This window comes from Tissierella simiarum, from assembly GCF_018917865.1.
Lineage (GTDB): Bacteria > Bacillota > Clostridia > Tissierellales > Tissierellaceae > Tissierella_C > Tissierella_C simiarum.
Genome location: NZ_JAHLPM010000005.1, coordinates 77,980 through 102,705, shown reverse-complemented (window position 1 = coordinate 102,705; position 24,726 = coordinate 77,980). Strand labels below are relative to the sequence as shown.

The 24,726-nt window shown below is 30.9% G+C and carries 23 protein-coding genes and 3 riboswitches; of the genes, 1 reads left to right on the top strand and 22 read right to left on the bottom strand.

Annotated features, from left to right (window positions below):
- Window positions 1-2: 2 nt before the first annotated feature.
- The 9 genes from grdC to KQI42_RS07555 all read right to left on the bottom strand — a co-directional run bounded on the left by grdC (window position 3) and on the right by KQI42_RS07555 (window position 9,853).
- Window positions 3-1,541, bottom strand: coding sequence for a glycine/sarcosine/betaine reductase complex component C subunit beta (grdC, locus tag KQI42_RS07605; protein WP_216518440.1), 1,539 nt, complete (start codon window positions 1,539-1,541; stop codon window positions 3-5).
- 92 nt (window positions 1,542-1,633) lie between these two features.
- Window positions 1,634-2,950: a glycine reductase complex selenoprotein B gene (gene grdB, locus KQI42_RS07595; protein ID WP_246566242.1), complete on the bottom strand. Its 1,317-nt coding sequence runs from the start codon at window positions 2,948-2,950 to the stop codon at window positions 1,634-1,636.
- A 46-nt stretch (window positions 2,951-2,996) separates the two neighbouring features.
- Complete coding sequence (gene grdA, locus KQI42_RS07590; RefSeq protein ID WP_246566241.1) at window positions 2,997-3,470, bottom strand: glycine/sarcosine/betaine reductase complex selenoprotein A; 474 nt, start codon at window positions 3,468-3,470, stop codon at window positions 2,997-2,999.
- 77 nt (window positions 3,471-3,547) lie between these two features.
- Window positions 3,548-4,834, bottom strand: a complete 1,287-nt coding sequence (locus KQI42_RS07580) for a glycine/sarcosine/betaine reductase component B subunit (RefSeq protein WP_216518432.1) — start codon at window positions 4,832-4,834, stop codon at window positions 3,548-3,550.
- Window positions 4,835-4,912: 78 nt separating this feature from the next.
- Window positions 4,913-5,230: a thioredoxin TrxA gene (gene trxA / locus KQI42_RS07575; protein ID WP_216518430.1), complete on the bottom strand. Its 318-nt coding sequence runs from the start codon at window positions 5,228-5,230 to the stop codon at window positions 4,913-4,915.
- Between the two features lie 23 nt (window positions 5,231-5,253).
- Window positions 5,254-6,198 (bottom strand): thioredoxin-disulfide reductase, encoded by a 945-nt coding sequence (gene trxB, locus KQI42_RS07570; RefSeq protein ID WP_246566239.1) that lies wholly within the window; start codon window positions 6,196-6,198, stop codon window positions 5,254-5,256.
- Between the two features lie 443 nt (window positions 6,199-6,641).
- A riboswitch (glycine riboswitch) is annotated at window positions 6,642-6,741 on the bottom strand.
- A gap of 112 nt (window positions 6,742-6,853) precedes the next feature.
- Window positions 6,854-8,458 (bottom strand): Na/Pi cotransporter family protein, encoded by a 1,605-nt coding sequence (locus KQI42_RS07565; protein WP_216518428.1) that lies wholly within the window; start codon window positions 8,456-8,458, stop codon window positions 6,854-6,856.
- 86 nt (window positions 8,459-8,544) lie between these two features.
- The gene (locus KQI42_RS07560; protein WP_216518426.1) at window positions 8,545-9,012 is read right to left on the bottom strand and encodes a tRNA (cytidine(34)-2'-O)-methyltransferase; all 468 of its coding nucleotides are present in this window, start codon (window positions 9,010-9,012) and stop codon (window positions 8,545-8,547) included.
- Window positions 9,013-9,031: 19 nt separating this feature from the next.
- Complete coding sequence (locus KQI42_RS07555; RefSeq protein WP_216518424.1) at window positions 9,032-9,853, bottom strand: Cof-type HAD-IIB family hydrolase; 822 nt, start codon at window positions 9,851-9,853, stop codon at window positions 9,032-9,034.
- A gap of 149 nt (window positions 9,854-10,002) precedes the next feature.
- On the opposite strand from KQI42_RS07555, the gene KQI42_RS07550 reads away from it, so the two are divergent.
- Window positions 10,003-10,677 (top strand): TetR/AcrR family transcriptional regulator, encoded by a 675-nt coding sequence (locus tag KQI42_RS07550; protein ID WP_216518422.1) that lies wholly within the window; start codon window positions 10,003-10,005, stop codon window positions 10,675-10,677.
- Between the two features lie 9 nt (window positions 10,678-10,686).
- Here the strand turns inward: KQI42_RS07550 and KQI42_RS07545 are convergent, their stop codons facing one another.
- The 13 genes from KQI42_RS07545 to KQI42_RS07485 all read right to left on the bottom strand — a co-directional run bounded on the left by KQI42_RS07545 (window position 10,687) and on the right by KQI42_RS07485 (window position 24,530).
- Complete coding sequence (locus KQI42_RS07545) at window positions 10,687-11,943, bottom strand: ABC transporter ATP-binding protein (RefSeq protein WP_216518420.1); 1,257 nt, start codon at window positions 11,941-11,943, stop codon at window positions 10,687-10,689.
- Between the two features lie 16 nt (window positions 11,944-11,959).
- Complete coding sequence (locus KQI42_RS07540; protein WP_216518418.1) at window positions 11,960-13,009, bottom strand: FecCD family ABC transporter permease; 1,050 nt, start codon at window positions 13,007-13,009, stop codon at window positions 11,960-11,962.
- A 14-nt stretch (window positions 13,010-13,023) separates the two neighbouring features.
- On the bottom strand, window positions 13,024-13,980 hold the full coding sequence (locus KQI42_RS07535; RefSeq protein WP_216518416.1) for an ABC transporter substrate-binding protein: 957 nt from the start codon (window positions 13,978-13,980) through the stop codon (window positions 13,024-13,026).
- A gap of 101 nt (window positions 13,981-14,081) precedes the next feature.
- A riboswitch (cobalamin riboswitch) is annotated at window positions 14,082-14,267 on the bottom strand.
- 19 nt (window positions 14,268-14,286) lie between these two features.
- Window positions 14,287-15,525: a lipase family alpha/beta hydrolase gene (locus KQI42_RS07530; RefSeq protein ID WP_216518414.1), complete on the bottom strand. Its 1,239-nt coding sequence runs from the start codon at window positions 15,523-15,525 to the stop codon at window positions 14,287-14,289.
- A gap of 56 nt (window positions 15,526-15,581) precedes the next feature.
- Complete coding sequence (locus tag KQI42_RS07525) at window positions 15,582-16,079, bottom strand: methylated-DNA--[protein]-cysteine S-methyltransferase (protein WP_246566237.1); 498 nt, start codon at window positions 16,077-16,079, stop codon at window positions 15,582-15,584.
- Between the two features lie 3 nt (window positions 16,080-16,082).
- A complete protein-coding gene (locus KQI42_RS07520) occupies window positions 16,083-16,754 on the bottom strand; it encodes a DUF2225 domain-containing protein (protein WP_216518411.1) in 672 nt (223 codons plus the stop codon).
- A gap of 77 nt (window positions 16,755-16,831) precedes the next feature.
- Entirely contained in the window at window positions 16,832-18,166 is a 1,335-nt protein-coding gene (locus KQI42_RS07515) for a VanW family protein (protein WP_216518410.1), read from the bottom strand.
- Window positions 18,167-18,205: 39 nt separating this feature from the next.
- The gene (locus KQI42_RS07510; protein ID WP_216518407.1) at window positions 18,206-20,158 is read right to left on the bottom strand and encodes a cell division FtsA domain-containing protein; all 1,953 of its coding nucleotides are present in this window, start codon (window positions 20,156-20,158) and stop codon (window positions 18,206-18,208) included.
- 21 nt (window positions 20,159-20,179) lie between these two features.
- On the bottom strand, window positions 20,180-20,818 hold the full coding sequence (gene nth / locus KQI42_RS07505; protein ID WP_216518614.1) for an endonuclease III: 639 nt from the start codon (window positions 20,816-20,818) through the stop codon (window positions 20,180-20,182).
- A 17-nt stretch (window positions 20,819-20,835) separates the two neighbouring features.
- Window positions 20,836-21,117: a DUF503 domain-containing protein gene (locus tag KQI42_RS07500; protein ID WP_216518405.1), complete on the bottom strand. Its 282-nt coding sequence runs from the start codon at window positions 21,115-21,117 to the stop codon at window positions 20,836-20,838.
- Window positions 21,118-21,203: 86 nt separating this feature from the next.
- Entirely contained in the window at window positions 21,204-22,391 is a 1,188-nt protein-coding gene (locus KQI42_RS07495) for a glycine C-acetyltransferase (protein ID WP_216518403.1), read from the bottom strand.
- Between the two features lie 61 nt (window positions 22,392-22,452).
- Window positions 22,453-23,583 carry a tRNA epoxyqueuosine(34) reductase QueG gene (gene queG, locus KQI42_RS07490; protein WP_216518401.1) on the bottom strand — a complete coding sequence of 377 codons (1,131 nt, stop codon included), beginning with the start codon at window positions 23,581-23,583 and terminating at the stop codon, window positions 22,453-22,455.
- Window positions 23,584-23,729: 146 nt separating this feature from the next.
- Window positions 23,730-24,530 (bottom strand): transglutaminase-like domain-containing protein, encoded by an 801-nt coding sequence (locus KQI42_RS07485; protein ID WP_216518399.1) that lies wholly within the window; start codon window positions 24,528-24,530, stop codon window positions 23,730-23,732.
- Between the two features lie 13 nt (window positions 24,531-24,543).
- Window positions 24,544-24,629: riboswitch (cyclic di-GMP riboswitch) on the bottom strand.
- Window positions 24,630-24,726: the final 97 nt, after the last annotated feature.

The following is a 24,726-nucleotide window of genomic DNA, read 5'->3' as shown; positions in this document are numbered from 1 at the left end:
CTCTAACCTTGAAGTAGATGAGAAGCAAAATCTCTCATAGCTTCTGCTACAAGTCCTCTAACTTCTTCTTCTGATACACCTTTTCCTTCATCTACCTTTCCAGTATTTTTTTCTATAACTATTGATGCACCATCGAATAAGTTAGTCATTCTACCTAAGAATAAACTTCCCTTTCCTACAATCATAGTTCTATTGATATTACCTGCTAAAATTTCTTCTCTAGCAAATCCAACATATGGTGCTCCTGAAGGAATATGTCCTTGGGTTGGTGCCCATCCTTCCATACCATGTTTTACAATGAAATCATTAATAGCGGTTCTTTCTAGTTCCCCTCTCTTAACACCTAAAGCTGCTATCATCTTATAGTTAGCTGTTGGAACGTCTCCCGCTCCTGCTGGTTTAGTTACATCTGGGTTTTGCATTTCTACTGAATATTTATCTATATCGGTAATCTTTAAGTTACCTCTATCAAGAGGAGCTGTAACTAAGGAAGTGATTACTGCTTGTGGTGATGATCCTGTACCAACAGTATGTCTACCTACTAAATCAGTTCTAAGAACTGGATTTATTCCATCATTTTCTGCGATTATTACTGCAAATCCGCCTACTACGTCTTCTAATATAGGCATATCCTTTTTAACATGATCTTTACCATTCATACCTAATTTAGCTGTTGAACCGCCTGATACAACCATTACTTTTTTAAAAGTACCTGCTTGAACTAGTGAAGCAGCTGATATCAAAGCATGAGCTGGGGCTGCACAGAATCCTCTTAGGTCGGAACCAGTAGCATTTGTTAAACCAGCCATTTCAGCTATTGACTTGGCAAAGTTTCCTCCACCTCTTTGATTCATATCTCCACAAGCCTCTTCAGAGCACTCGATTACATATTCTATTTCTTCTGGTTGAAGATTATTTTTATCAATTAAATGTAATGCTGCTAATACTCCTGATGCTTTTGATACAAGATTTTCAAGTATAACATGAGAATTTAAGTTAACATCTACGTCATGTGCTCTCTTTACGCAACCAACTAATTTTTTGTCATTGTAAAGTCCTTCTGCATCTTGCTCATTAACGAACTTTTCGATATCTGCTTGGTCTACGCCTTCTTTTAATTTACCTATAAGTTCATCTTTAATTAACGGATGTTTTTCTAATTTTTGCTTTATTTCTGCTGTGAATTCTTTGGAAAGAAGAACTAAATCAAATACATCCACTATTTTAATTAAACCTATAAATTCGTCTTGTGGCATGATTTCACCAAATCTACCTTCTCTTTTTGCATCTTGAACATCTTTATCATACCATGGCTGTTCAAGAGTTCTAAGTTCTTCTGGCTTATGATTTCCAATATACACTTGATTTGGCATATAATTTACTGCTTGTTCATAGCTACGTAAATGGTTTGGAAGAGCTTTTAAATACTCTGAATTTGGATTTAGATATTTTTCTGTTGTTTGAGTAGTTCCATTGTGAATAACCATATCTGGTGCATGTACTAGTACATAGCTTGAACCTTTTACTACTGAATAATTCATATGTCCACCTCCATAATATTTGGTATGTATTTTATATAAGTTTAGCTTATAAATGGGTGATAAAAAATCACCCATTTATAAGTCTATATTAATTACTTTTTAACGTCAAATACAGTTTGTTCTGTTACTTCAGTTGTTAAAGCTTCTAAAGCTCTTTCAACTAATTTTCTTCTTAAAGCTTTCTCTTCCTTAGGCTCTAAATTCGGATTTCCTAATGGATGAGGAATTGCTATTGTTGGAACTATTCTATTAGCTCCAACTGTTAATGATATAGGAACAACTGTACACATGTGAACTACTGGAATTCCAGCACGCTCAACTTCTTTTACCATTGTTGCACCGCAACGTGTACAGGTGCCTCAGGTGGAAGTTAAAATAACTGCATCTACGCCGTCTCTTTTCATTTCTGCACTAAATTCTTCTGCAAATTTCTTAGCACTAGCTACTGCAGTACCATTACCTACTGTTGAATAATAGTATCTGTGTAGTTTTCCTATTTTCCCTTCCTTCTCCATTTCACGTAAAACATCAACTGGAATAACTCTATCAGCATCTAAATTAGCATATACTGGGTCATGTCCACCGTGTGCTGTTTCAAATTCACCTTCTTTTAAATCATCAATACCTTCAATATCATATTTACCATATTTTTGAGCTGATGATGATTCGATATGATCAGGGTTTCCGTGTGGAACTATACCACCAGATGTTACAATAGCTATTGTAGCTTTTGTAATATCCTTCACCGCTGGGTTAGGATCTACTCTATCGAAGTTTGGCATTGGGAACTCAGTTTTAAATTCTTCTCCCGCAAGTTTCTTTATAAGCATATCAACTGCTCTTTCAGAACCTCTCTTATCAGTAAAGTAATTTTTTCTAATTCCTCTTTCTAAATAGCCTTCTTCTTCTGGAGAACCAATTTCTTCGCCTCTAGCAATTTTAAGTGCTAATGGTACCAATTTCTTAACAGCGTCCCTCATACCAGCAGCTGAATTCTTTGTAGAAACAACATAAACTGATTTTTTAAACATATCTGCACCTGGATTTTCAATATACATACCAGTTACAGCTGGGATACCTAATTCGTTTTGTACAGCCTCTGTAACTGTACCTGCTGCTACACCATATCTACCTGCATTAAATGCTGGTCCAGCTACAACTAGATCTGGATTATACTTCTTAATTAATTCAAGAACTTCCTTTTTAGCTTCTTCTAAGTTTTCACCAAAGTATCCGTCTCCACATATAACTGTAGCTACGATTTCAGCTTCATCCTTAAATCCCGCTTGAAGAGCTAAACCAGGTCCCATTGCGCCTTCTCTAGCTTCTGGTCTATGGTCCGCTTTTTCTTCTCCACCGATACCTGCGAAAAATTGATTTATATAGTGTACAACTTTAATTTTCCCCATTTGTTCCCCTCCTCTCATATATTTCCTATTGGGATTTTATTTCTTATTAATATATAGTGAATTCATCTCTCATAGCTTTTACTTCTGAAATTATTTCATCAACATCTAGAACCATTTCCATCATACCGATTTGTTCATCGTATACATCAGCATCTACTGATTCTTTAAATTCTGGTTCTACTGCATGATATACTTTAAGTCCTAACTGGACTCCTGCTAATGGACCTGCGAAAGTTGGGTCTCCTGCTGTTACTGTTTCAGCTGCTAATCCTGCTGATTCAGCTTCTGCACCACCGATTAATACTAGCATATTTTCTGCACCGTATTTTTCAGTTAAATCTTTAACCCTTTTTTGATTTTCTAAGTCCATTGCGCCTGCAGCCGTTCAGACAAAACATTCTGTTGCTGAAAATACTACTTCTGCAGGAGTGGTTTTTATACATTCTTCCATAGCTGGTCCTGGTATACCATCTCTGTCACCAATAATGATAACTTTTGTGTTCTCATTAAAAATTGACATTGTTCCACTTCCTTTCCTTTGTTATATTTTTTAATATTTTGTATTATATTTTAAATTTTTGCATACATTCTATATAATTAGAATCCTCTAGCTGACATTTTATTGAAACCAATTTCATTAGTTGCACCTGTAATAGCTTGGATTTCTACTGTGATTGTACCATCAGCTGCTAAACTTCCATCAAATCCACCAGCTATAATGTCAATGTAATCTAATGTTCCAATTACTTTGTCCATCTTTGGCAATACTATTATTTCATTAGCGTTACCACCTGTAACTACTGCATTAGCTGAAGGATCAGCATCAGCTAATGATTGGCTGGCACCATCTCTTCCTGCATATTCGTCAGTAATTATTACAGTTTTAATACCTTTAGCTTCTACTTTTTTAGTGTTCATTATAAGGTCAGTATCTGGGTTACCGAAACCTTCTTGTGAAATTATAACTCCATCAAGTCCTAGGTATTCAGCAAGTTTAGCTGTCCAGTTTGATGATCTCTCTTTATCAGCTAGATAAACGTTTTCGTTTGTAATTATAACTCCTACAAAGTTAAGTGTTTTACCATGAGCCGCTAGAAGGTCATGAATAACTGGATTATTCATTTGATGGTAGGTTGTATTCTTATCACACGCTGATACACAGTTACCACTTACAATTGCACCATCCATAATTTCTGTTGGATACATTATAGTTGGCACAATTTGCTTAGCATCTACTCCATATACATATGTGTCATGAAGCAACCCTTGTGTTTGAAGCATTTGAACATATCCAACTTTTGGAAGTTCAGGATATTTCTTAATTCCTTCTAATAATGGGTCTACTTCAAATACTTCTACTGTATCTGGTGTTAATGTTTTAGCAACTTCTGCTAAATAAGCTGCAGCTTTAAATCCTGCAAATCTTACTGCTTTTTCATGATCATGTTGTTTTAATCCTTCTACAGGATCACATTTTAATACTACATTTATTGTTTTGGAAAATGGAGTATATTCAGCTCCAGGTCCCGTCATATCTACAATACCTTCTTGGAATCCTACTATTTTACCAGTTGTCATAACTACACAACCTTTTAAAACATTAGTTTTTCCTGATCCCACAACATCAACCTTTGATAATATTCCTGGGAATACACCTCCTGGACCTTCAACCTTAACTCTAGGTTCTACTACGTCCTTAACAGGTGTTATTCTAATACTTTCACCAGGTTTTGCAATTTCAACGTCTACTGATGCAAGGTGCTCATCTTCTTTTATTAAATCTATTAGCTCTTGTTTGTTAACAGTTAGCACCCCATTTTCAATTTTGGTTTCAGTACCAAATTGAACATCTTTAATTAGCACATGGCCTAATTCCAGACGCATAAAATTCACCTCCTCTTATTTTAGCAAGTATCTATTTTAATTCCGGGCTTTCGCCCAGAATTAAAATCGTATTAAGATTTAAGCATATTTTTTAATCAATTCTTCTACACTAGTAGCTGTAGCTTCATCTGCTACTACTGCATCTATTCTTTCACCATCTTTATATATAGCAATTACTGGTAGCCCCATAACCTTTTGTGATATTGCAAGTCTTCTTGCTTTAGTAATATCAAGGGAAGCAAATTTAATTTTATCCCCATAAGTTTTTTCTAATTCATGAACATGTGGCATTAGAGCTTTACATGGTTCACATGTTGGTCCCCAATAATCCACTAATACATATCCTTCAGCTTGTAAAACTTCTTGTTCAAAATTTTCCTTAGTAAGTTCTAACATAATTATCCCTCCTAAATTTATTTTTAAACATCAAATGCTTCGTTGATGTATTTCTCTGCTTGAACTGCTGCAATAGCTCCATCCGCTGTAGCTGTAACAACTTGTCTTAAAGATTTAACTCTACAATCTCCTGCTGCAAATACTCCTGGGATGTTTGTCTTCATGTCATCATCTGTTTTGATGTATCCACCTTCCATAGTAATTAAACCTTCAAACAATTTAGTTTCTGGTGTATATCCTACGAATACGAATACTCCAAAGGTACCATCATCTTCATTGGCATGGATTTCAGTTTCTTCACCAGTAACAGTATTTTTAACCACCATGGATTCAAGTATACCATCACCTTTAAGTTCTGTAATTGTACTATTCCATAAGAAATCGATTTTCTCATTCTTAAAAGCTTTTTCTTGAATTGATTTAGCTGCTCTTAATTCATCTCTTCTATGAACAATAGTAACTTTTCTAGCAAATTTAGTTAAGTACATAGCTTCTTCTACTGCTGAATCTCCACCACCAACTACATATACTTCCATATCTTCAAAGAAAGCAGCATCACAAGTAGCACAATATGAAACTCCTCTACCAGTTAATTCTTTTTCTCCTGGACAACCAATTGGTCTTGGACGTGCACCTGTTGCAATAATAATGGATTTAGCCTTATACTCGCCTTTTTCTCCTTTTAATACTTTAATTTCTCCATTAAGTTCAACTTCTTTAATCGTGTCTAACTTTCTTTCAGCTCCAAATTCATCTGCTTGTTCAACCATTCTAGCTATTAAAGATGGTCCGCTAGCATTTTCAACAGAACCTGGATAATTAGCTACCTCGTCAGTAGTAACGATTTGTCCACCAGCCTTTTCTTTTTCTAGAATAAGAGTTTTCATTCTAGCTCTCGCTGCATATAGTCCTGCTGCTAATCCACCAGGGCCAGCTCCTATAATGATAACATCATAAATTTCTGACATACTTTCTCCTCCCTTACATATAATTATTACATGGCAGTCCACTATGGTATTTTTGCCATAAATGCATTAATAATATTCCTAGACTAATACTAAAAAATCACCAATACATTAAAACTCTAATATTATAGTAATTAAAGTATTGCAACTTTCTTAACAAACCTTCCTCAAACTGGTTAATTAGGATATTTATACCTATAGATTAAACCTATACTACCAATTCAATTATAAACATAGTCAATAGAAAAAATCAAACATAAAATTATTTTTTAAATTATACTTCTCTAATAGTGCTATCACTATATTAGTACCCATTAAACTTAAAATTAAAATAAAAAAAACAGAATAAAATAGGCTATAAATGCCTATTTACTCTGTTCATTTACCTGAGAGATTCTCCTAATATGTATGGATTGCTCCTTCGGTGCTTTCGCTTTCCAGAGTTCTGTCAAAACACGGTCCTTTTGCCTGAGAGGATCATTATAGAATGGCAAACCCCACAACTTACTCCTTCGGCGCCTAAAAGGTCTCTCCCGCATTTCTCATCCAGAGCTTTTTAGTTTTGATACTTTTTTCACACTCCACACATATTATAATATATACAGAAAAAATATACAACACATTTTATATATTAAATTTTTTTATAATGTTTATTGATTTACTTATATTGATCTAATACGTACATTGCAATGTTTGAAGAGTGATCTGAAACTCTTTCAAGATTGCTTATAGCATCTAAAAATATAATTCCTGGGCCTGTTTGACATTGTAATTTATTTAATCTGTCAATATGGTTTGCCCTATTTTGTTTCTCTAAAAAGTCAACTTCTTCTTCTAACTTCATTACTTCTCTAGCTTTGCCTTCACTATTAGTCTCAAAAGAATCTATGGCCTTTTTAAACACTTCTTGACACTTACCAAACATTATATTAAGTTCATCTATAGCCTCGTCAGTAAAATTTAAATTATTGTCTATCTTATATTGAGCAAGTTCAACCAAATTTTCAGCATGATCTCCTACCCTCTCTACATCATTTATTATATTAAATAAAACATTTACTTGATTATGCTGATCATCTGTTAAAGGAGCATTCGATAATTCTACTAAATATTCAGTTATATCTCTTTCCATTTTATTTATAGTTTTTTCTTGGGATAGAACCTTTTCTATATCTTCATCCTCATTTTCTATAAAAGCTTTTCCAGCCAATATTAAATTATCTTCTACCAACTTACCCATTCTTAAAACTTCCTTGGTAACCTGACCTAATGCAATAGAAGGAGTTTCAATGATTCTTGTATCTAAGAATTTAGATCTTTCCAATTCTTCTTTCTTATCTCCAGAAACCAACTTTTCTGCAGCTTTTACTAAAAGACCTGCAAAAGGAAATTGAATTGCTACATTAATTAGATTAAATAAGGTATGTGCATTTGCGATTTGCCTTTGAATATCATTAGGTGATATCTTGGTTACTATAGCTTGTATTGGTACTCTTAAAATAGTCATAAAAATAATAGTTCCTATTAAATTAAATAAAAAGTGAATAACTGCTGCTCTTTTAGCTGTTCTATTAGCACCAACGCTGGATATTAAAGCTGTAGTTGTAGTTCCAATATTGTCTCCAAACAATATTGGAAAAGCAATATTTATATTAATAAGTCCTTGTGAAGCTAAAGCTTGTAATAATCCTATAGAAGCACTACTGCTTTGGATAATGGTTGTAAGACCTAGTCCAACTAACATTCCTAGAAAGGGATCATTTAAACTTACCATTATATTAGTAAATGTTGGGTTATTGGCCAAAGGTGCCAAACCATTTGCCATCATATCCATACCAATAAATAATATACCAAAACCTATAAGAATTTCCGCTAAATTTTTAGCCCTCTTTTTAGATGTAGCAATCCAAATACCTACTCCTATTGCTACTGCTAAAGGTGCAAAGTCCGTTAGATTAAAAGCAATAAGTTGAGCCGTTACAGTTGTACCCACATTGGCTCCCATTATTACTCCTACTGCTTGGTATAAATTCATAAGTCCTGCATTTACAAATCCTATAACCATTACTGTAGTAGCACTACTACTTTGAATAACCATAGTAACTACCGTACCTACAAGCACCCCCATAAGTCTGTTGTTGGTAAGTACTTCAATTAATCTTTTTAGCTTTTCTCCTGCTGCTTTTTGAAGCCCCATTCCCATTAAGTTCATGCCATAAAGAAAAAGTCCCAAACCTCCTAATACTGGTAACGCTATATCCATGTGTAATCCTCCTAACCTATATTTATGCAAGCATAAATATATTACTAGATTCTTTTAAGTCTTTTGTTAAATCTGTGTAAAGTTTTTTATTCTAAAGAAGGAAAATTTAATTGTCTTAATGCTTCAAACAATATAATATTAACAGAATTAGACAGATTTAAAGATCTTAAAATGTCTTTTTTCATAGGTATTCTAATAGCTTTATCCCAGTTATTGCTAAGAATTTCTTTAGATAATCCTTTGGTTTCTTTACCAAACACTAGAAAAGAACCATCTTTATATTTCACATCTGTATAAACATTATTTGTCTTAGTTGTAGCATAATAAAAATCATTGTTTGGATATTTTTCTAGTATTTGAAAAAAGTTATCATAGTAATGGATCTCTACTAAATGCCAATAATCTAAACCTGCTCTTTTCAAATGTTTATCATCTACAGAAAAGCCCAAAGGTTTAACTAAATGTAGTATAGTTCCTGTTAAGGCACAAGTTCTAGCAATATTACCAGTATTATGAGGTATTTCTGGTTCTACAAGTACAATATTTAATGGCATAATTAAACCTTCATCTCCTTTATTTTAAAATAAATTTTTCAATTACTTTAGCAACACCATCATTATCATTTGTATCGGTAGTAAAATTTGTATGGTCTCTAATTATTTCATCCCCATTTTTCATAGCTACAGCCAATCCTGCAAAATTAAACATAGATATATCATTTTCATTGTCACCTATTGCTATTACTTCTTCTGGCTTGATATTTAATATCTGGCATAATTGATTTAATCCTTCTCCCTTAGATACATTTTCTCCCATTACTTCAATATTATTAGACCATGAGCTTGATACATTTATACCTTTTATTTTATTTAAACTATCCCTAAATTCCACAAGCTTATCTTTATTATCATCAATAAATACAAATTTATATACTTTTAAATCACTATTTTTTATTGTTTCTGTAGGATTATCCAGCATTTTAAAATTAATTTGTTGCTTTGATAAATTAGATTTATTAGCTTCATAATACTTCATAACTTCTTTATTAAAGGTTTTTGCATAAAAAGTATCTGAATCGTAAAAGTGATAATATATATTTTTTTCTTCTGCTAGATTAATAATATTTAATACAGACTCCTTATATAAAGGTTTTTCATATAATATTTTAGAAAATTCATCAATTATTACTGCTCCATTACAAGCAACAATAGGATTCTTTAAATCTAGAATTTCAGAATAATGTAAAGCTGATTGAAGTATTCTTCCAGTGGAAATAACCACCTGTACCCCTTTATTCTTAGCTTCCTCTAAAGCTTTCATATTTCTTTCAGATACTTGATTTTGACTATTTAATAAAGTTCCATCCATGTCAATTGCGATTAATTTATATTTCATATTTAAACCTCCTTATAATTTCCCAATTAAATATATCATAAATTAGCAAATAGTCAATAAAGAGATTTTATAATGAAATTTTCATTTTATTGTTTGACAAATACATTTCTTGGTATAATTAATATGTTATCTAAATAGGAGGGATAAAGATGAAAAAGAAAATAACCTCACAAAGAGAAATGATGAAATGTTTTATCAATGCTACCTATTCTATATTAGATAGTGAAGGTATAAAAAACATTCCAATCAGAGAAATAGCTAATAAAGCTGGATATAATAGTGCAACCATTTATAATTATTTTGAAAACTTAGAGCATTTAATGTTTTTTACTTATCTAAAACATTTTAATATTTTTATTAGGGATTTAAGTGAGTCTATTGATTCTAAAGCTACCCCAAAAGATATGTACTTAAATATGCTAGAATGTTTTCTTATTCATTCCTATTCTAATCCTAAAGTATTTTATTATATTTTCTTTAATAAATACAGCAATTCTTTAGAACATGATATTAAAGAATATTATTTAATATTTGAAGAAGAATTGGAGGAAAATATCATTCCTTTTATAACCTCAGTTAAAGGTGGGACTATTTATGAAATACACACTAATATAGTAACACAAGTTTTTGAGAACATTAATGAGTCTGATGAAAACTTAGTTTTTCTCTCGGAATTAATAGTTTTAGTCTATCATGGATTACTCCATAACCTTGTAAATAATCCTAAAGAAGATATTTCGCTTATAGTAAAAAAGACTTTAGATTATATAAAGAAAATAATTTATGCTTTTGAAAATAACTTTCTATTAAAAGAATGCATTTAATCTTTAAAGTTAAGTGCATTCTTTTATACTTCTAACAAGATCCTCAACAGACTTTACTACTTTCATACCAGTCTGCTTCATTTCATTGATTAATTTTGTGGCTTTTCCATCAGTATAATCAAAATTTTCATCAGGATAATCCCATATAAAAAATACCTTCTTTCCAGACTTTAATCCTTCATATCCTGAAATAAGATTTTTTAAATTACCTCTGCTAAAAGGGATACTAGATATAACAATAATATCTGCTGCTTTTACTTTTTCAGAATTCTTATTATAGGTTTTTTCACTTATTCCAGTAAAAGGAGCTTCTTCAACCATGGGAATCATTAAACTCTTACCATGTTGCCAGTCTGAATCTCCAACATTTAAGACCCCTAATGTTAGATTAAATCCCTCATCATATAACCTATTTATAACCTCAGCTCCTGTACCTCCTCCACATATTATATGAACTGTTTCAGTTTGTTTTTTAGGGATTCTCTTTTTTATTTCTACAGGAGTTAAATAAAGACTATTAGTGTACTTATTTCTATCTATTACCACGTTTAAATTATAAGCTGTTTCTACATTAGTTGTAGTAATTACTTCTTCTGGCTTACCTATACCTAATACTACACCATCATTTAACAATATAATTTCATCCGAATATCTAGCAGCTAAATTTATATCATGTATAACTAAGATAATAGTAGTTCCTTTCTCTTTATTTAAATTTTTAAGCAAGTTGAGAATATCTATCTGATGGTTAATATCTAAATGACTAGTTGGTTCATCTAAAAGTATTATAGTAGGTCTCTGAGCTAAAGCCTTAGCTATTATAACTCTTTGTCTTTCTCCACCACTTATTTCTGTAATAGGTCTATCTTTAAGATGTAAAGTGTTGGTCATTTTTAAAGACTCGTCTATAATACTATAATCATTTTGATTCTCTTTTTGAAATCTTCCTTTATAAGGATGTCTTCCCATTAACACTATATCTTCTACAGTAAAGTCATAATCAATATTAGTATTTTGAGGAACTAAAGCTATTCTTTTAGCTAAATCTTTTCCTTTTAAAGAACTAATTTCGTTTCCTTCAATAAAAATATTCCCCTTAGTAGGTTTATATAAGTTATTTAAAGTTTTTAAAAGAGTTGATTTTCCTGATCCATTTGGACCTATAATACTGATAAACTTACCCTTTTCAATATTAAATGATATTCCTTTTAAAACCAACTCTCTATCATATCCAAATTCAATATCGTTTACTTTAAGAGCATACATTATATTCACTCCTGCATCATATGGATTTCTTTTTTGTCCTTAGTAAATATATAAAAAAGGGTCCTCCAAATATGGCCGTAATAATACCAACCGGTATTTCTACTGGAGAAATAATGGTTCTTGCTATAGTATCTGTAAAAATCATAAATATTCCTCCTATGAGGGCTGAAGCGGGCAACAAAATTCTGTGATCTGGACCGAGAATCAGCCTAACGATATGAGGTATTATAAGACCAACAAACCCTATAATTCCACTAACAGATACTGCCATAGAGGTCATGAAAGTTCCCAACAAAAGTATATATACTTTTGTCTTCTCAACTTCTACGCCTAAACTTTGGGCTGATTCTTCACCTGTCAACATTATATTTAAATCTCTCGAAAAGAAATTAATAAGTATCATAGAAATTATAGTTGGCAGAAAAATTTTAAGTAAAGGCTCCCATCCCTTCCCAGATAAACTGCCTAAAGTCCAATAAATTATTTTTGTCATATCCTTGTTATAAATAACCATTAAAAAAGACATTATTGCTGTTAAAAACTGGCCAACAGCTATGCCTGATAACAGCAGAGTCGTTATGGGAACCCTATTCTTTATTCTAGCAATATTATAAACTGCCATTACCGAAACAAGAGCTCCAATAAATGCAAATAAAGAGATTGTGGACATATTTAAAAAACTCACATCAGCTTTTATTATTATGGCAATGGTAGCACCTAAAGCAGCTCCTGAAGAAATACCTATTACATAAGGATCTGCCATAGGATTTTTAAACATACCTTGAAAAGCTGCTCCAGCCATGGAAAGACTGGCACCAACTAATATACCTAAAAAAACTCTTGGCAATCTTATGGACCAAATAATAGTTTCATAGGATTTCTCTATATAAGATATATCTATATAGTTTTTAATTATTGGAATCTTAGATCCAACTATTTTAAAAGTGTCAATTACGCTTATGTTTGCTGTACCTATAGTAGAAAAAACTCCAACAGAAAGTATTAATAACATAGATAGTAAGAACAATATAAAGCCATACCTATTTTTGTTTATTTTCTTTCTCATTAAAATCTCCAACTTTACTTAAATAATTCTGGATGAATTGCTTTTGCTACCAATTCCAATGCTTCTACTATTCTTGGACCCGGTCTAGATACAATGTTTGGATCAAGTATATAAATATTGCCTTCTTTAATTGCAGTTATATCTTCATAACCTGGTCTAGCTTTTATTGATTCAACTGTTTTTTCTTCTGAATCTTTTGAAGTTAAATAAACTTCTGGATTTCTTTCAATTAATTGCTCTATATCGAATTGTGGATATTGTCCTTCAGCATCCTTTGCTATATTGTCTCCACCTGCTATGGTCATTAATTCATCCATAAAAGATCCTGGACCTGCTGCCATCAATGGGTCATGCCAAATTTCATAGAATACTTTCACCTTGTCTTTATCCTTTACTTTCTCTGCTATAGAATCTCTTTTTTCAATCATTTTGTCAGTTATTTCTTTGGCTTCTTCAGTTTTCTCCGTAATTTCGCCTATTTTTTTAATAGTATCTATTACTTGATCAATAGATTCTGGCATAAAACCTAAAATAGTTATTCCTGCTTCTTTCAATCTATTATTAGATTCTTCATCTCCAGGGCCATAAATTAGAACTAGGTCAGGATCAATTTCAATAATTTTTTCCAAATTTATTGCTGTATAATCTCCTATAATTTCTTTAGTCTTAGCTTCTTCAGGATAATCACAATAAGTTGTTACTCCTGCTATTTTAGCATCTAATCCTAAACTAAATAATATTTCTGTATGGCTAGGCGCTAATGAAATAATCTTTTCAGGTGCTTTTTCTATGGTTACCTTATTTCCAAAATCATCTTCAACTTCCATAGGATAATTTTCAGTGTTTTGACTTAGTTCCTGTTTCTCAAGTTCCTTTACAATATCATTTTTATTCTGACTACATCCAGCTAAAACTGATAATATAAGTAGTATTGATAAACATAAGGAAATCTTCTTTGGATTTACTCTCATCTTTTTTCCTCCTCTGTAATTTAATACTGTCTGTTTAAAGAAAAAAACTTATACCTCTAAATATTAAGGATAAGTTTCAAGAAACATCTCACCTCTCCCTCCGAAAGTTATAATTATAGGCAGGTCTCCTGACTTATGAATCATCCTACTATCAACACCTTCCCGGTTTCCCAGTGGTTTATTGTTGATTTCGTACTCATTTACAGTAGCGGGGGCTGCAGTGGAGTCTCACCACTTTCCCTATTAAATCCCAACTTTGTTGGAATACCTATAGTTTTTATTCTATTATATAATAATAATATCAAATTAGATTTTATTCTTCAAGGGATTGAATTCAAATTTAGCCCCTTCTTTATCTATAATAGCCATATATATTTGAGGTTTAACTCTTTTAATAGGTTCTATATCTAAGTCAATCTCTAAGTTTTTATTTCCTGCAGCCATAATCCAAAACCTATTAAAAGATAAATTAACAGCTTGAACCCTACTATCAGTAATATTTATAGATTCACTTGATACTTCGTTTAGATTCGGAGTTCTTACATTTATCTTTCTGCAATTATGACCAAAAATAACATATATCTTCTCCACTTCTTGTCTTTCAATTTTTTCATTTATGTCTTTACATAATATATGTGATAAATAATCTTTAGACTTATATAGAATATCTATATGATTTCCTTCTAACGTTATATTATTTTTACATAGATTCCCTAGGGTGCTAACAGTTGTAACAGTACCATCTCCATAAGTCGTTTTATATACATTATTAGGCTTTCCATCAGCCCATTTAATTTTTTCTTTATTGTTTTTATCTACTATAAATTTTTGATTTGTATAGACCCCTTTACCACTTATAATAAATAAATTATCTCGACTTATAGGATTCTTTTCCATTCCATTTAAAAATGAGTTACTTATGGTCATGTCTTCTATAGGAATTTCTTTTTTAGTTTCACCTTTTTTATAAAGTAAATAGTTTCCATAACCATAGCTAGGCAATAGGTCTTTAGTAACAGGAAATTTATCTCTTAAAACTTCTATATAGTTTATTTTTAAAAATAAATGATAATAGATTATAAAAGCAATTTTTAACCCATTATACAGAAGATTTTCCTCTACCTTTGGATAAGGCAGCTTTCCTCCACTCCAAAAATAATAGGCATCTATACTCCCCAAGTTTGGAGTACCTATCATAATTAATTTATCGACGGAAGATGGACTAAAATATTCTATATAAGATCTTGCCAATAATCCACCTAGACTATGCCCAATAAGTATTACCTTACTCATTCCAGTTTTCCTTTTAACTTTTTCTATAGTAGGGGATAAGTATTTTTCCGTTGCCTCTAAAACAGGTTTCTTCCAATCGTAATAAGATATAAACAGGTTTATTCCTTCTTCATATCCCATAGAATTTAATATCTCTATAAAAGGTCTATAAACACGTTCTGCCAAACCAAAAGAAAAATTCCCTGTTCCCTTTATTACATCATCTCCTAAAGAACCAAAAAGTCCTGGTATAAAAATAATAGGATAATCCATACTAACCCTCCTTTTACTTTTATACCAGAATATTCAAATATCATTATCTTTGTTAATTAAATATTATCTCTCTCTAGCTTTAATAATTGATCTTTAAGCTCAACACCACCAGCAAAACCTACTAACTTACCATTAGAGCCGATAACCCTATGGCAAGGTACAATTATAGCTATGGGATTTTTATTTAAAGCTCCTCCTACAGCTCTATAACCTTTTGCAGAACCAATCTTTTCTGCTATATATTTATAGGTTCTAGTTTCCCCATAAGGAATGTTTAAAAGTTCTTCCCATACTTTTTTTTGAAAACTTGTCCCTCTTAGGAAAATAGGTAAAGTAAACTTCTTTAATTTTCCTTCTAAGTAAAGATTTATTTCTTCATGATAATTATAATCTTCTTTATCTACTTTATAAGGTATATCAAATCTTTTTTCAATATAAGAAAAAGTATCCTCTTGTCTATCTGATGGCAAAGTTAGGCAAACTATCCCTTCTGAAGCGAAAAATATATTTATCTTTCCTATAGAGGATTCAAAATCATAATACTTGATATCCATAGTTTACAACTCCTTCGTTATTCTCCATTGTTCTCTTGCCATACTATCTAAAGCTGGATTCTGTTTAGTTGAAGGAGAAGATAAAGAGAGTTTAAGCCAATTTAAAGCTTCCTCCTTATCTCCTAGACGTCTGGATATTTCACCAGCTAAATACGATAATTTTCCTTCATCCATATTACTTCCTTCTAAGGATTCATTATAATAAGCTTCTTTAAATTGATCTCTCGCTAGAGTTAAAAATCTAGTTTCTTCAGTTCTATCTTCTTTTAATCTATACAACCATCCAATACTCAAACAAATAGTGCCTATTTCAAGTTTTTTATAGTTTAATAAATTTCCTATTAACAAAGCTAATTTATAAGTCTCTATGGCATCATCTAAACTACGCGCATCTCCGTAGCTTCTTTTATTCCATTTTGTAGTAATGTTATTTTTTATAATTTCACCTTGTTCTTTAGTAATAGAATGAAATTTATTTTCCAAGGCCGCATATCCACAGTTTGGACATACAGAAACTCCATATTTTATAGGATTTTCACCACTATAATGGTTAAAAAAGTCTTCGTCTCTCTTTATAAGTCTTAATTTAGAAGATCTTGTTTTTTTTGTAGTAAACTCCTTCTCACATATTGGACACTTTTCCTTTTTATCATACAATTCTTTTGCTTCAACCAATTCTTAGTCCCTCCATAATTGTAATTCTAAATAAATACTTCTACTCTATATTATTAGTTTCAGTAGTTGCTGGCAGATTAAGGTCCAATTCTATAAATAGAATTTTTTTGTTTATAATAGTCTGAAGTAATTAACTCTCTTTTAACTACCTTTCCATTTTTAACTATAGCTTTATAAGTTTTTACTTTATAACCTGTTCTACCTTTTTGTAACAACTCTTTAGTACCAGGAGTTAAGTTTTTATCAACAACTTCTTCTACTTTTGAAGATATAATTTCAACAATTTCAGGTTCTATTTTTACAGTATAATCTTTTGCTGTTCTATCACCATATACATACATATAAACCCTATCTCCCACTACCTTTGAATAAAGATATATTGGAAAATCAAAATCATTTCTAAATTTTAAATCTAAATAACCATAAGCTACAGCAGCATCTTGCCCAAATTTTACATAACTAGCTGGTATTGAATGAGGGTGCCTTTGTATAATTTTAACGTCTGCTAATAATAGTGCATTATAAAGAGTAGTAGATGATTGACATACTCCTCCTCCAACTCCAGGTGTTAGCTCTCCTCCAACAATTACATTAGCTTCCTTATAACCATATTGTTTTTCCCTTGGACCAGTTAATCCATTGAAAGAAGCCTCTTCTCCAGGCAATAAAAGTTTATTACTAATAGCTTCTGAAGATAATTTTATATTCGCTACTCTATCAGCACTACTTCCTTTAAATGATGTAGAAAACTCTCCAATAATACCATTTATTCTTCCTAGAACATCTTTTGTCACCTTAGGAGCTACTATATCTACTGGAATTTCAATATCATTTAAAGTATAAACATTATCATTTATACTCTTTATTAATTTTTCTGTAACTACTCTTCTTCCAATAACTTCTTCTGTAATTTTAATATTGCCATTGTTAAAATGAAACTCAGCATTAATACTTTCTTTATTTATTTCTTGGGAAATATTACTTACTATGTTCTCTATTTTATCTTTATCGTAATACGACTCTAAGGGAATTGTTACACCCTTGTTTTTTATTTTCCTTATATCTTTTAACCTATTTAATACATTTCCTTCCCTACCAAGATTATATGCCTTATCTACTGCATCTTCATAGTAAAATGAAAAACCTATTTGTCTTAAACTTATATTATAAATCTTGTCTTCATAAGTTAGTTTCATAGTTTTTTCATCTATCGCAGGTTCTTTTTTTTCTTTTAAGTATCTTATGGCTTCGTCCTTAGTCTTCTGGCTTACATCATAGTCATCAATCTTAACGCCTCCATAAATTGTATCTATGTTTAGAATATTTTTATAAATATAAAATCCGCTACCTAAAATTCCAGCAAAGATTGTGACTAAGATCAATATTAAAAAAATTATTTTCCTTTTCTCCATCTCTTGCCTCCATACTTAAACAAAATAAATAATCACCTACTACTCCCAATAAATTTCTAATTTATCTCCATCTTTTAAAGGTTCCATATATTCTGCTTCTTTTCCATTTGTCTTTAACACAAGCTTACCTTTTATAGCAGATAAATCGAAATTAATATAATTAAATATATCTACAAATATAAATTCTTCTTTATCGAAAACTATTGTCTTATCTTCTCCATTTACAATAAGATTAATAGATTTTTTATCTTCTTTTGTTGTTATTAAGTCTCCGTTTTTTAGACAATAGTTATTTTCTATTTTTTTACCGTTTATTAGCAAATCGTTAATATTATAATCTCTATCTAGGTACTTTAATAACGAATCTATATCCTTTATTTCTTCTATTTCTATAGAATCACCCATCTTTAGTTGTATGTTTTCCTCAATAACCTTTCCATTTACTTTAATAGTTCTTATTAAATTTACTTCTTCTTTATTTAAAGAGATAATTTTATCTCTTACTATGCAATCGTATAAATATGGGATTTTTGTTTTACCTTTAATTCCTGGTACTATTGCCACAACGTCTTTATCTTGTAAAGCAGTTTTTAGATTGGCTAATTTCCCGTTAACTAATATTTCAGGTGAAGTTCCATTTTCTCCTTTGATTATTCTTTTCTTTCCATCAATGTAATATATAAAGTCTTCTCCTCTTTCTGGTATCAGCTTTCTTGGATTAAAACCTGTTAAAACTAATATATCAGATACTTTTATATTCTCAGTATTAAAAATTCTTACCTCTTCCCCATTAAAGAGTACTTTTAAAAAATTTCTATATTTATCTTGAATTCCCTCCATAGCTATACCTATAGGAGTTATCATATCCGGTCCCTTTATGTCTTCTAATCCTTCTATATTTTCTATAAAAGTAGTATCTCTTATAGCCACTCTTTCCTTCGGTATCCCTAATTTTTCAGCCAAAGTTTCCTTCAACCTAGGCATCTGGCTACTTCCACCTACTAAAAATACAGCACTAGGGGCTTTTCCATTGTATTCCAATATTCTTTCACTTATTTCTATAGCTATTTTTTCTATGATGTCGAATATATTATCTACTATTTCTGTTGTAGACATCTTATAAGATATACCTAGCACATCTGTAAATTCATGTTCATCTTTCTGACTTAATTCTACCTTTAATTTTTCACTATTATTAAAATCTAACAAATAAGCTTTTGCTAACCTTTCGGTTATTTCATCACCTGCAGTAGAGGTCATAGCATAGGATATAATATGCCCATCCTTGGTTATAGCGATATCTGAGGTACCTGCTCCAATGTCTACTAAAGCTAGATTAAGAAGTCTCAACTCTTCCTTGATAGCAACATTAATAGCAGCTATTGGCTCTAATGTAATACTTCCAACCTCTAATCCTACTTTAGATATAACAGAATACAAACTTTCTATAACAACTTGAGGTAAAAACGTTGCTAATAATTCTACTCCAATTTTCTCGCCTCTATGTTCTTCTAATTTTTCCATTTTATTATCATCTAAAAAATAATCTACTACACTATATCCTATGCTGTAATATTTAAAACTTTTATTAGAATCTTGGGCATTAATTTCTTCTTGAGCTCTTTGTACTGCTTCTAATTCTAAAGCCTCTATTGTCCTTTTAGATATTTCAGATAAACTGTCACAAAACTGTTCTACTTTTATTTTATAAGTCTTCAAAGCTCTACCTGCTGCTGCTATAGAAACTCTTTTTAAAGGAGCATCTATTTTTTCCTCTAAATCTTTTTTTATTTCTTTTACTATTTTAGTAACTCCTTCAATATCATGAATTTGGCCATCATACATATTTCTTCTATTATGTTCTTTTATAGTATAGGCAAGAATTTTAAATTTTTCATCTTCTGTGTATTCCCCAACTATTCCTATTATAGTTCTAGTACCTATATCTAGAGAAAATATTAAATCTTCTCTTGTTTCTTCCCAATGCTTCATGCTAACAACCCTTTCATCCTATTATTTATTTTCTGTTTTGAAAAAGAAACAATAATCAGTTAATGGACATTTTTCGCACAAAGGCTTTCTAGCCTTACATATCCTTCTTCCATGGAATATTAATAAATGATGAGCTTTAGACCACATATCTCTATCTATATTATCCATTAAATCCTTTTCTGTATCTAGTACATTATTACTATTAGCTAGACCTATTCTATTGGAAACCCTAAAAACATGAGTATCTACAGCTATGGCTGGTGTAGCAAAAGCATTACTTAAAACCACATTGGCAGTCTTTCTTCCTACCCCAGGTAACGTAACTAAATCTTCCATAGTATTAGGTACATTGCCATTAAATTTGTCTACCAATAGACCACATGTAGTTAAAATGTTTTTACTTTTTGTTTTATAAAATCCACAACTTCTTATTTTTTCACCAAGTTCTTCTTCTGAAAGTTCCAAATAATCTTCTGGACTTTTTAATTCTTTAAATAAAGTACTTGTGGTTTTATTGACCTGTACGTCAGTACATTGAGCAGATAAAATTGTTGCAATCAAAAGCTCAAAAGGATTTGTATAATTTAACTCTGCCTTAGCATCTGGATAAAGTTCTTCTAATAAATCTAGAACTTCTTTTATCTCATCTTTACTTAACATTTTTCTCACTTTATCACCTACAATATTTCTATATTATAATTTATAATCTCTACCCTACTATCTCCATCTATAAATTTTATCACATTTGAAAGGATTTGGTTAGCATGACTTGTGTCATTGGTTACACAAGCAAAACCGATAATAGAGGTTTGCCAACTATCATTTAAATCGACTTCTGCTATAGATACATTAAATCTAGATTGAATCTTGCCAATTATACTCTTTATTATATGTCTCTTATCCTTTAAAGAATAAGACTCATAAATCATTAACTTTAAAGAACAAGCACCAATTATCATATATATCACCTCATACTATATTAAGCATTAATTATCTATTTTAGACTATTTTTGATAAAATAAAAAGGGGGATATTCCCCCTTTTATTATAGTATGTTCATTTCTTTTCCTACTTGTTCAAATACTTCTACTGCCTTATCTAATTGCTCTTTAGTATGAGCAGCTGTAACCATACATCTAACTCTTCCAGTTCCTTTTGGTACTGTTGGGAATACTATACCTGATACGTAAACTCCCTTTTCAAGTAGTTTTCTACTAAATTCCATAGTTTTAGCCTCATCTCCAATAATTACTGGAGTAATTGGAGTTTCACTATGACCTGTATTAAATCCTAATGTTCCAAGTTTGGTTTTAAAGTATTTTGCATTATCCCATAATCTATCAGTATACTCTGTAGATTCCATAAGCATTGTTAACGCTTCCATTATTGCTCCTACTGCTGCTGGTGGTAATGATGTGCTGAATAATACTGGTCTAGCTCTATGGCTTAACCATTCATACATGGTGTTAGATCCAGCTACATATCCTCCTACAACGCCTATAGCCTTTGATAAAGTTCCAATAGTAAAATCTACTCTTCCATGTAAGCCAAAGTGATCAACAGTACCTCTACCACTTTCTCCCAGGACTCCTGAACCATGAGCATCATCAACATAAGTCATAGCTTCATATTTTTCAGCTAATTCTACGATTTCTGGAAGTTTAGCTATATCACCATCCATACTGAATACACCGTCGGTTATGATTAAAATATTTCTGTATTTATCTCTACTTTCTTTAAGTACTTGTTCTAAACTGTCCATATCAGAGTGTTTATAGATAGCTCTATTAGCTTTGCTAAGTCTACTTCCATCTATAATTGAAGCATGATTTAATTCGTCAGAAATAATTATGTCTCCAGCTTCAGTAACAGCTTGAATAGTACCTGCATTACAGTTAAATCCTGATTGATAAACAAAAGCTGCTTCTTCTCTTTTGAATTTAGAAAGTAATGCTTCTAGTTCTTCATGAATTGACATATTTCCAATTATAGTCCTAACAGCACCAGCACCAGCACCATATTTCTCAACAGCGTCTATGGCAGCTTTTTTTAATCTTGGATGGTTTGCAAATCCAAGATAATTATTAGAAGATAGGTTAATAACCTTGTTCCCATTTAGTATTACTTCAGCTTGATTTGCACTTTCTAGTACAGGTAATTTTCTATATACTCCTTGCTCTTTTAAATCTTCAATTTTTTCCTTTAAAAATTTTAATTCATGGACATTGGCCACAGTATTACCTCCCTATGTATAATATTTAGGACATTTCATGCATCTATAGTATATCATAATTTTATTTATTATTGGATAGGTTTGTAAAAAAATACTTTAACAAACATTCCATCTCCTTCTTTACTTCTTCTTCCTTTTCTATATACATAGCTTCTTCTATTATTGTTTTTCCATAATCTTTATCTATATTCAATATAGCCCAAGCTGTATATTCTCTAATCATAGGATTTGTATCTTTTAATAAATTTATGAGTAAAGGTAGACTTTCTTTATTTCTCATATTTCCTAATGCGATTATAGCATTTCTTTTTAAAATGGTTTTACCCCTCCAACTACCTGCCATATATCCATATTTCTCTTTAAATTCCCTATTAGATATTTGAAGCAATTCCTCCAAGTCCATATAGCCCTTATTATTCGTTGGAATAAATTCAATATGCCTAGATTTACTTACATCCTTATTTTTAGGACATATTAATTGACAGGTATCACATCCATATATTTTCGTTCCCATCTTTGGCCTAAGTTCATAAGGAATTTTCTCTTTGGTTTGAGTTAAATAGGATATACATTTTTTAGGATTAAATCTATAAGATCCTTCTAATGCACCAGTAGGACAGGCTTTTAAACAGAGATTACAATCTTCACATTTTTCTTCAATGCTTTTTTCATCAGATTCAATAATTAAATCTGTAAGTATATAACCTATAAATATCAAAGAGCCGTAATCCTGGTTTATAATAGAACAATTTTTTCCATAATGACCTATTCCAGCTTTCTTAGCTAACTCTCTATCCACTAATGGCCCTGTATCTACAAAATATTTGTATTCAAAATCAGTGACTTCCTTGATTCTTTCAACCAACTGTTCCATTTTATGTTTTAATACTATATGATAGTCTAATCCCCAAGTGGATTTGGATAGTTTTCCTTTTAGTTTATAATTTGTCTTTTCATTGTAATCTACATTATAGGAAATCCCTAAGACAATTATAGATTTGCAACTAGGTAAAGTAAGCTTTGGGTCTATTCTCTTCTCCATGTCTTTTTCTTCGAATTCTGTTTGGATATTTTCTTTTTCTTTATAAATAAGATAATCCTTGATATTTAACAAAGGCTTACAATCAGCAAAACCAATAATATCTATATTTATTTCTTTAGACTTTTGAATAATATACTCTTTTAAATCCATAATTATCTCCCTTTAAATAATTTAATATTATTATACCACTTAAATTTAAATATATATTGACAAATCAATAAAATGGTCTATTAAAAGAATGTATTAGAATTTTAAAACCCTAGAACACTTATTAGCGTTCTAGGGTTTTTTATATTTTAATATTGTTTTTCTATCATGTATTCTTTTTCATCTTTTATCATTAAATTAGACCTATTATTTTTCGCTATAGCAGCATCATAAGTGGTATCAATAGTAACCCATTCATTAGTATCTTTTAAATAAACTTGATTCCAAGCATGATAAGCTTTTACGTCATTTTTACGTCCCATGACAAGTTTTGTAGGAACATCTACACTTCTAAGCATTGCTGCAAATAAAGCAGCATAATCGTAACATATTCCCTGTGAAGTTTTCAATGTTTCATCTATAGACGGTATATAATCAGTCTTTACATTTTCTGCCTTATGAGAATCATATTTAATATTATTTATAATATAATTATATATTTTAGTAACTTTTTCTTTATCATCTTTAGCGTTTTTAGTTAATTCCTTAGCTCTCTTAACAGAATCCATATGTTGATTCCAATTAACAATTTGAATAGATTGCAAAAATACTTTATTTCCATCTATTGATTTTAAAGTAATATCTTCTTTTTCTACTAGTCTGTATTTATTTCCTGCTACATTCTCCAATATAGAAACAGTATATTCTCCGTCTCCAAGTTGCAATGGAAAACTATTGTTTGATTTTAAATCATAAGTATATGTTATGTCTCCCTTACTAATCATTATCTTTGTTTCTACGTCTTTCTTAAGTTTATAATTTGTACTTATTAATCCATTACTTAAGTTGGTCTTATCGATACTTGAAGAAGAGGCTTGTCCAAAAACTACTGTAGAAGGTAATAATAAAAAAAGTACTAGCAAGAAAGTCATTATACGTAGTTTCAACATAAAAAACTCCCCTTTCGATAACTGGCTGCCATCTTATTTCATAAGTAAGGCCCTTTAGTTTTGCGTCTCTAGCTTTCGCTAGATTTGCCTTTATCGGTGGAAAGCACCTAATAAAATATTTAATTATTTCAATTGTATAATGATTTATCTTATTTGTATATAGTACCGTATACCCATCTAATTCTAAATATTTACA

Coding starts and splice junctions, on each gene's coding strand:
- grdC (WP_216518440.1), bottom strand. CDS start 1,541: ATGAATTATTCAGTAGTAAAAGGTTCAAGCTATGTACTAGTACATGCA.
- KQI42_RS07580 (WP_216518432.1), bottom strand. CDS start 4,834: ATGCGTCTGGAATTAGGCCATGTGCTAATTAAAGATGTTCAATTTGGT.
- trxA (WP_216518430.1), bottom strand. CDS start 5,230: ATGTTAGAACTTACTAAGGAAAATTTTGAACAAGAAGTTTTACAAGCT.
- trxB (WP_246566239.1), bottom strand. CDS start 6,198: ATGTCAGAAATTTATGATGTTATCATTATAGGAGCTGGCCCTGGTGGA.
- KQI42_RS07565 (WP_216518428.1), bottom strand. CDS start 8,458: ATGGATATAGCGTTACCAGTATTAGGAGGTTTGGGACTTTTTCTTTAT.
- KQI42_RS07560 (WP_216518426.1), bottom strand. CDS start 9,012: ATGCCATTAAATATTGTACTTGTAGAACCAGAAATACCTCATAATACT.
- KQI42_RS07555 (WP_216518424.1), bottom strand. CDS start 9,853: ATGAAATATAAATTAATCGCAATTGACATGGATGGAACTTTATTAAAT.
- KQI42_RS07550 (WP_216518422.1), top strand. CDS start 10,003: ATGAAAAAGAAAATAACCTCACAAAGAGAAATGATGAAATGTTTTATC.
- KQI42_RS07545 (WP_216518420.1), bottom strand. CDS start 11,943: ATGTATGCTCTTAAAGTAAACGATATTGAATTTGGATATGATAGAGAG.
- KQI42_RS07540 (WP_216518418.1), bottom strand. CDS start 13,009: ATGAGAAAGAAAATAAACAAAAATAGGTATGGCTTTATATTGTTCTTA.
- KQI42_RS07535 (WP_216518416.1), bottom strand. CDS start 13,980: ATGAGAGTAAATCCAAAGAAGATTTCCTTATGTTTATCAATACTACTT.
- KQI42_RS07530 (WP_216518414.1), bottom strand. CDS start 15,525: ATGGATTATCCTATTATTTTTATACCAGGACTTTTTGGTTCTTTAGGA.
- KQI42_RS07525 (WP_246566237.1), bottom strand. CDS start 16,079: ATGGATATCAAGTATTATGATTTTGAATCCTCTATAGGAAAGATAAAT.
- KQI42_RS07515 (WP_216518410.1), bottom strand. CDS start 18,166: ATGGAGAAAAGGAAAATAATTTTTTTAATATTGATCTTAGTCACAATC.
- KQI42_RS07510 (WP_216518407.1), bottom strand. CDS start 20,158: ATGAAGCATTGGGAAGAAACAAGAGAAGATTTAATATTTTCTCTAGAT.
- nth (WP_216518614.1), bottom strand. CDS start 20,818: ATGTTAAGTAAAGATGAGATAAAAGAAGTTCTAGATTTATTAGAAGAA.
- KQI42_RS07500 (WP_216518405.1), bottom strand. CDS start 21,117: ATGATAATTGGTGCTTGTTCTTTAAAGTTAATGATTTATGAGTCTTAT.
- queG (WP_216518401.1), bottom strand. CDS start 23,583: ATGGATTTAAAAGAGTATATTATTCAAAAGTCTAAAGAAATAAATATA.
- KQI42_RS07485 (WP_216518399.1), bottom strand. CDS start 24,530: ATGTTGAAACTACGTATAATGACTTTCTTGCTAGTACTTTTTTTATTA.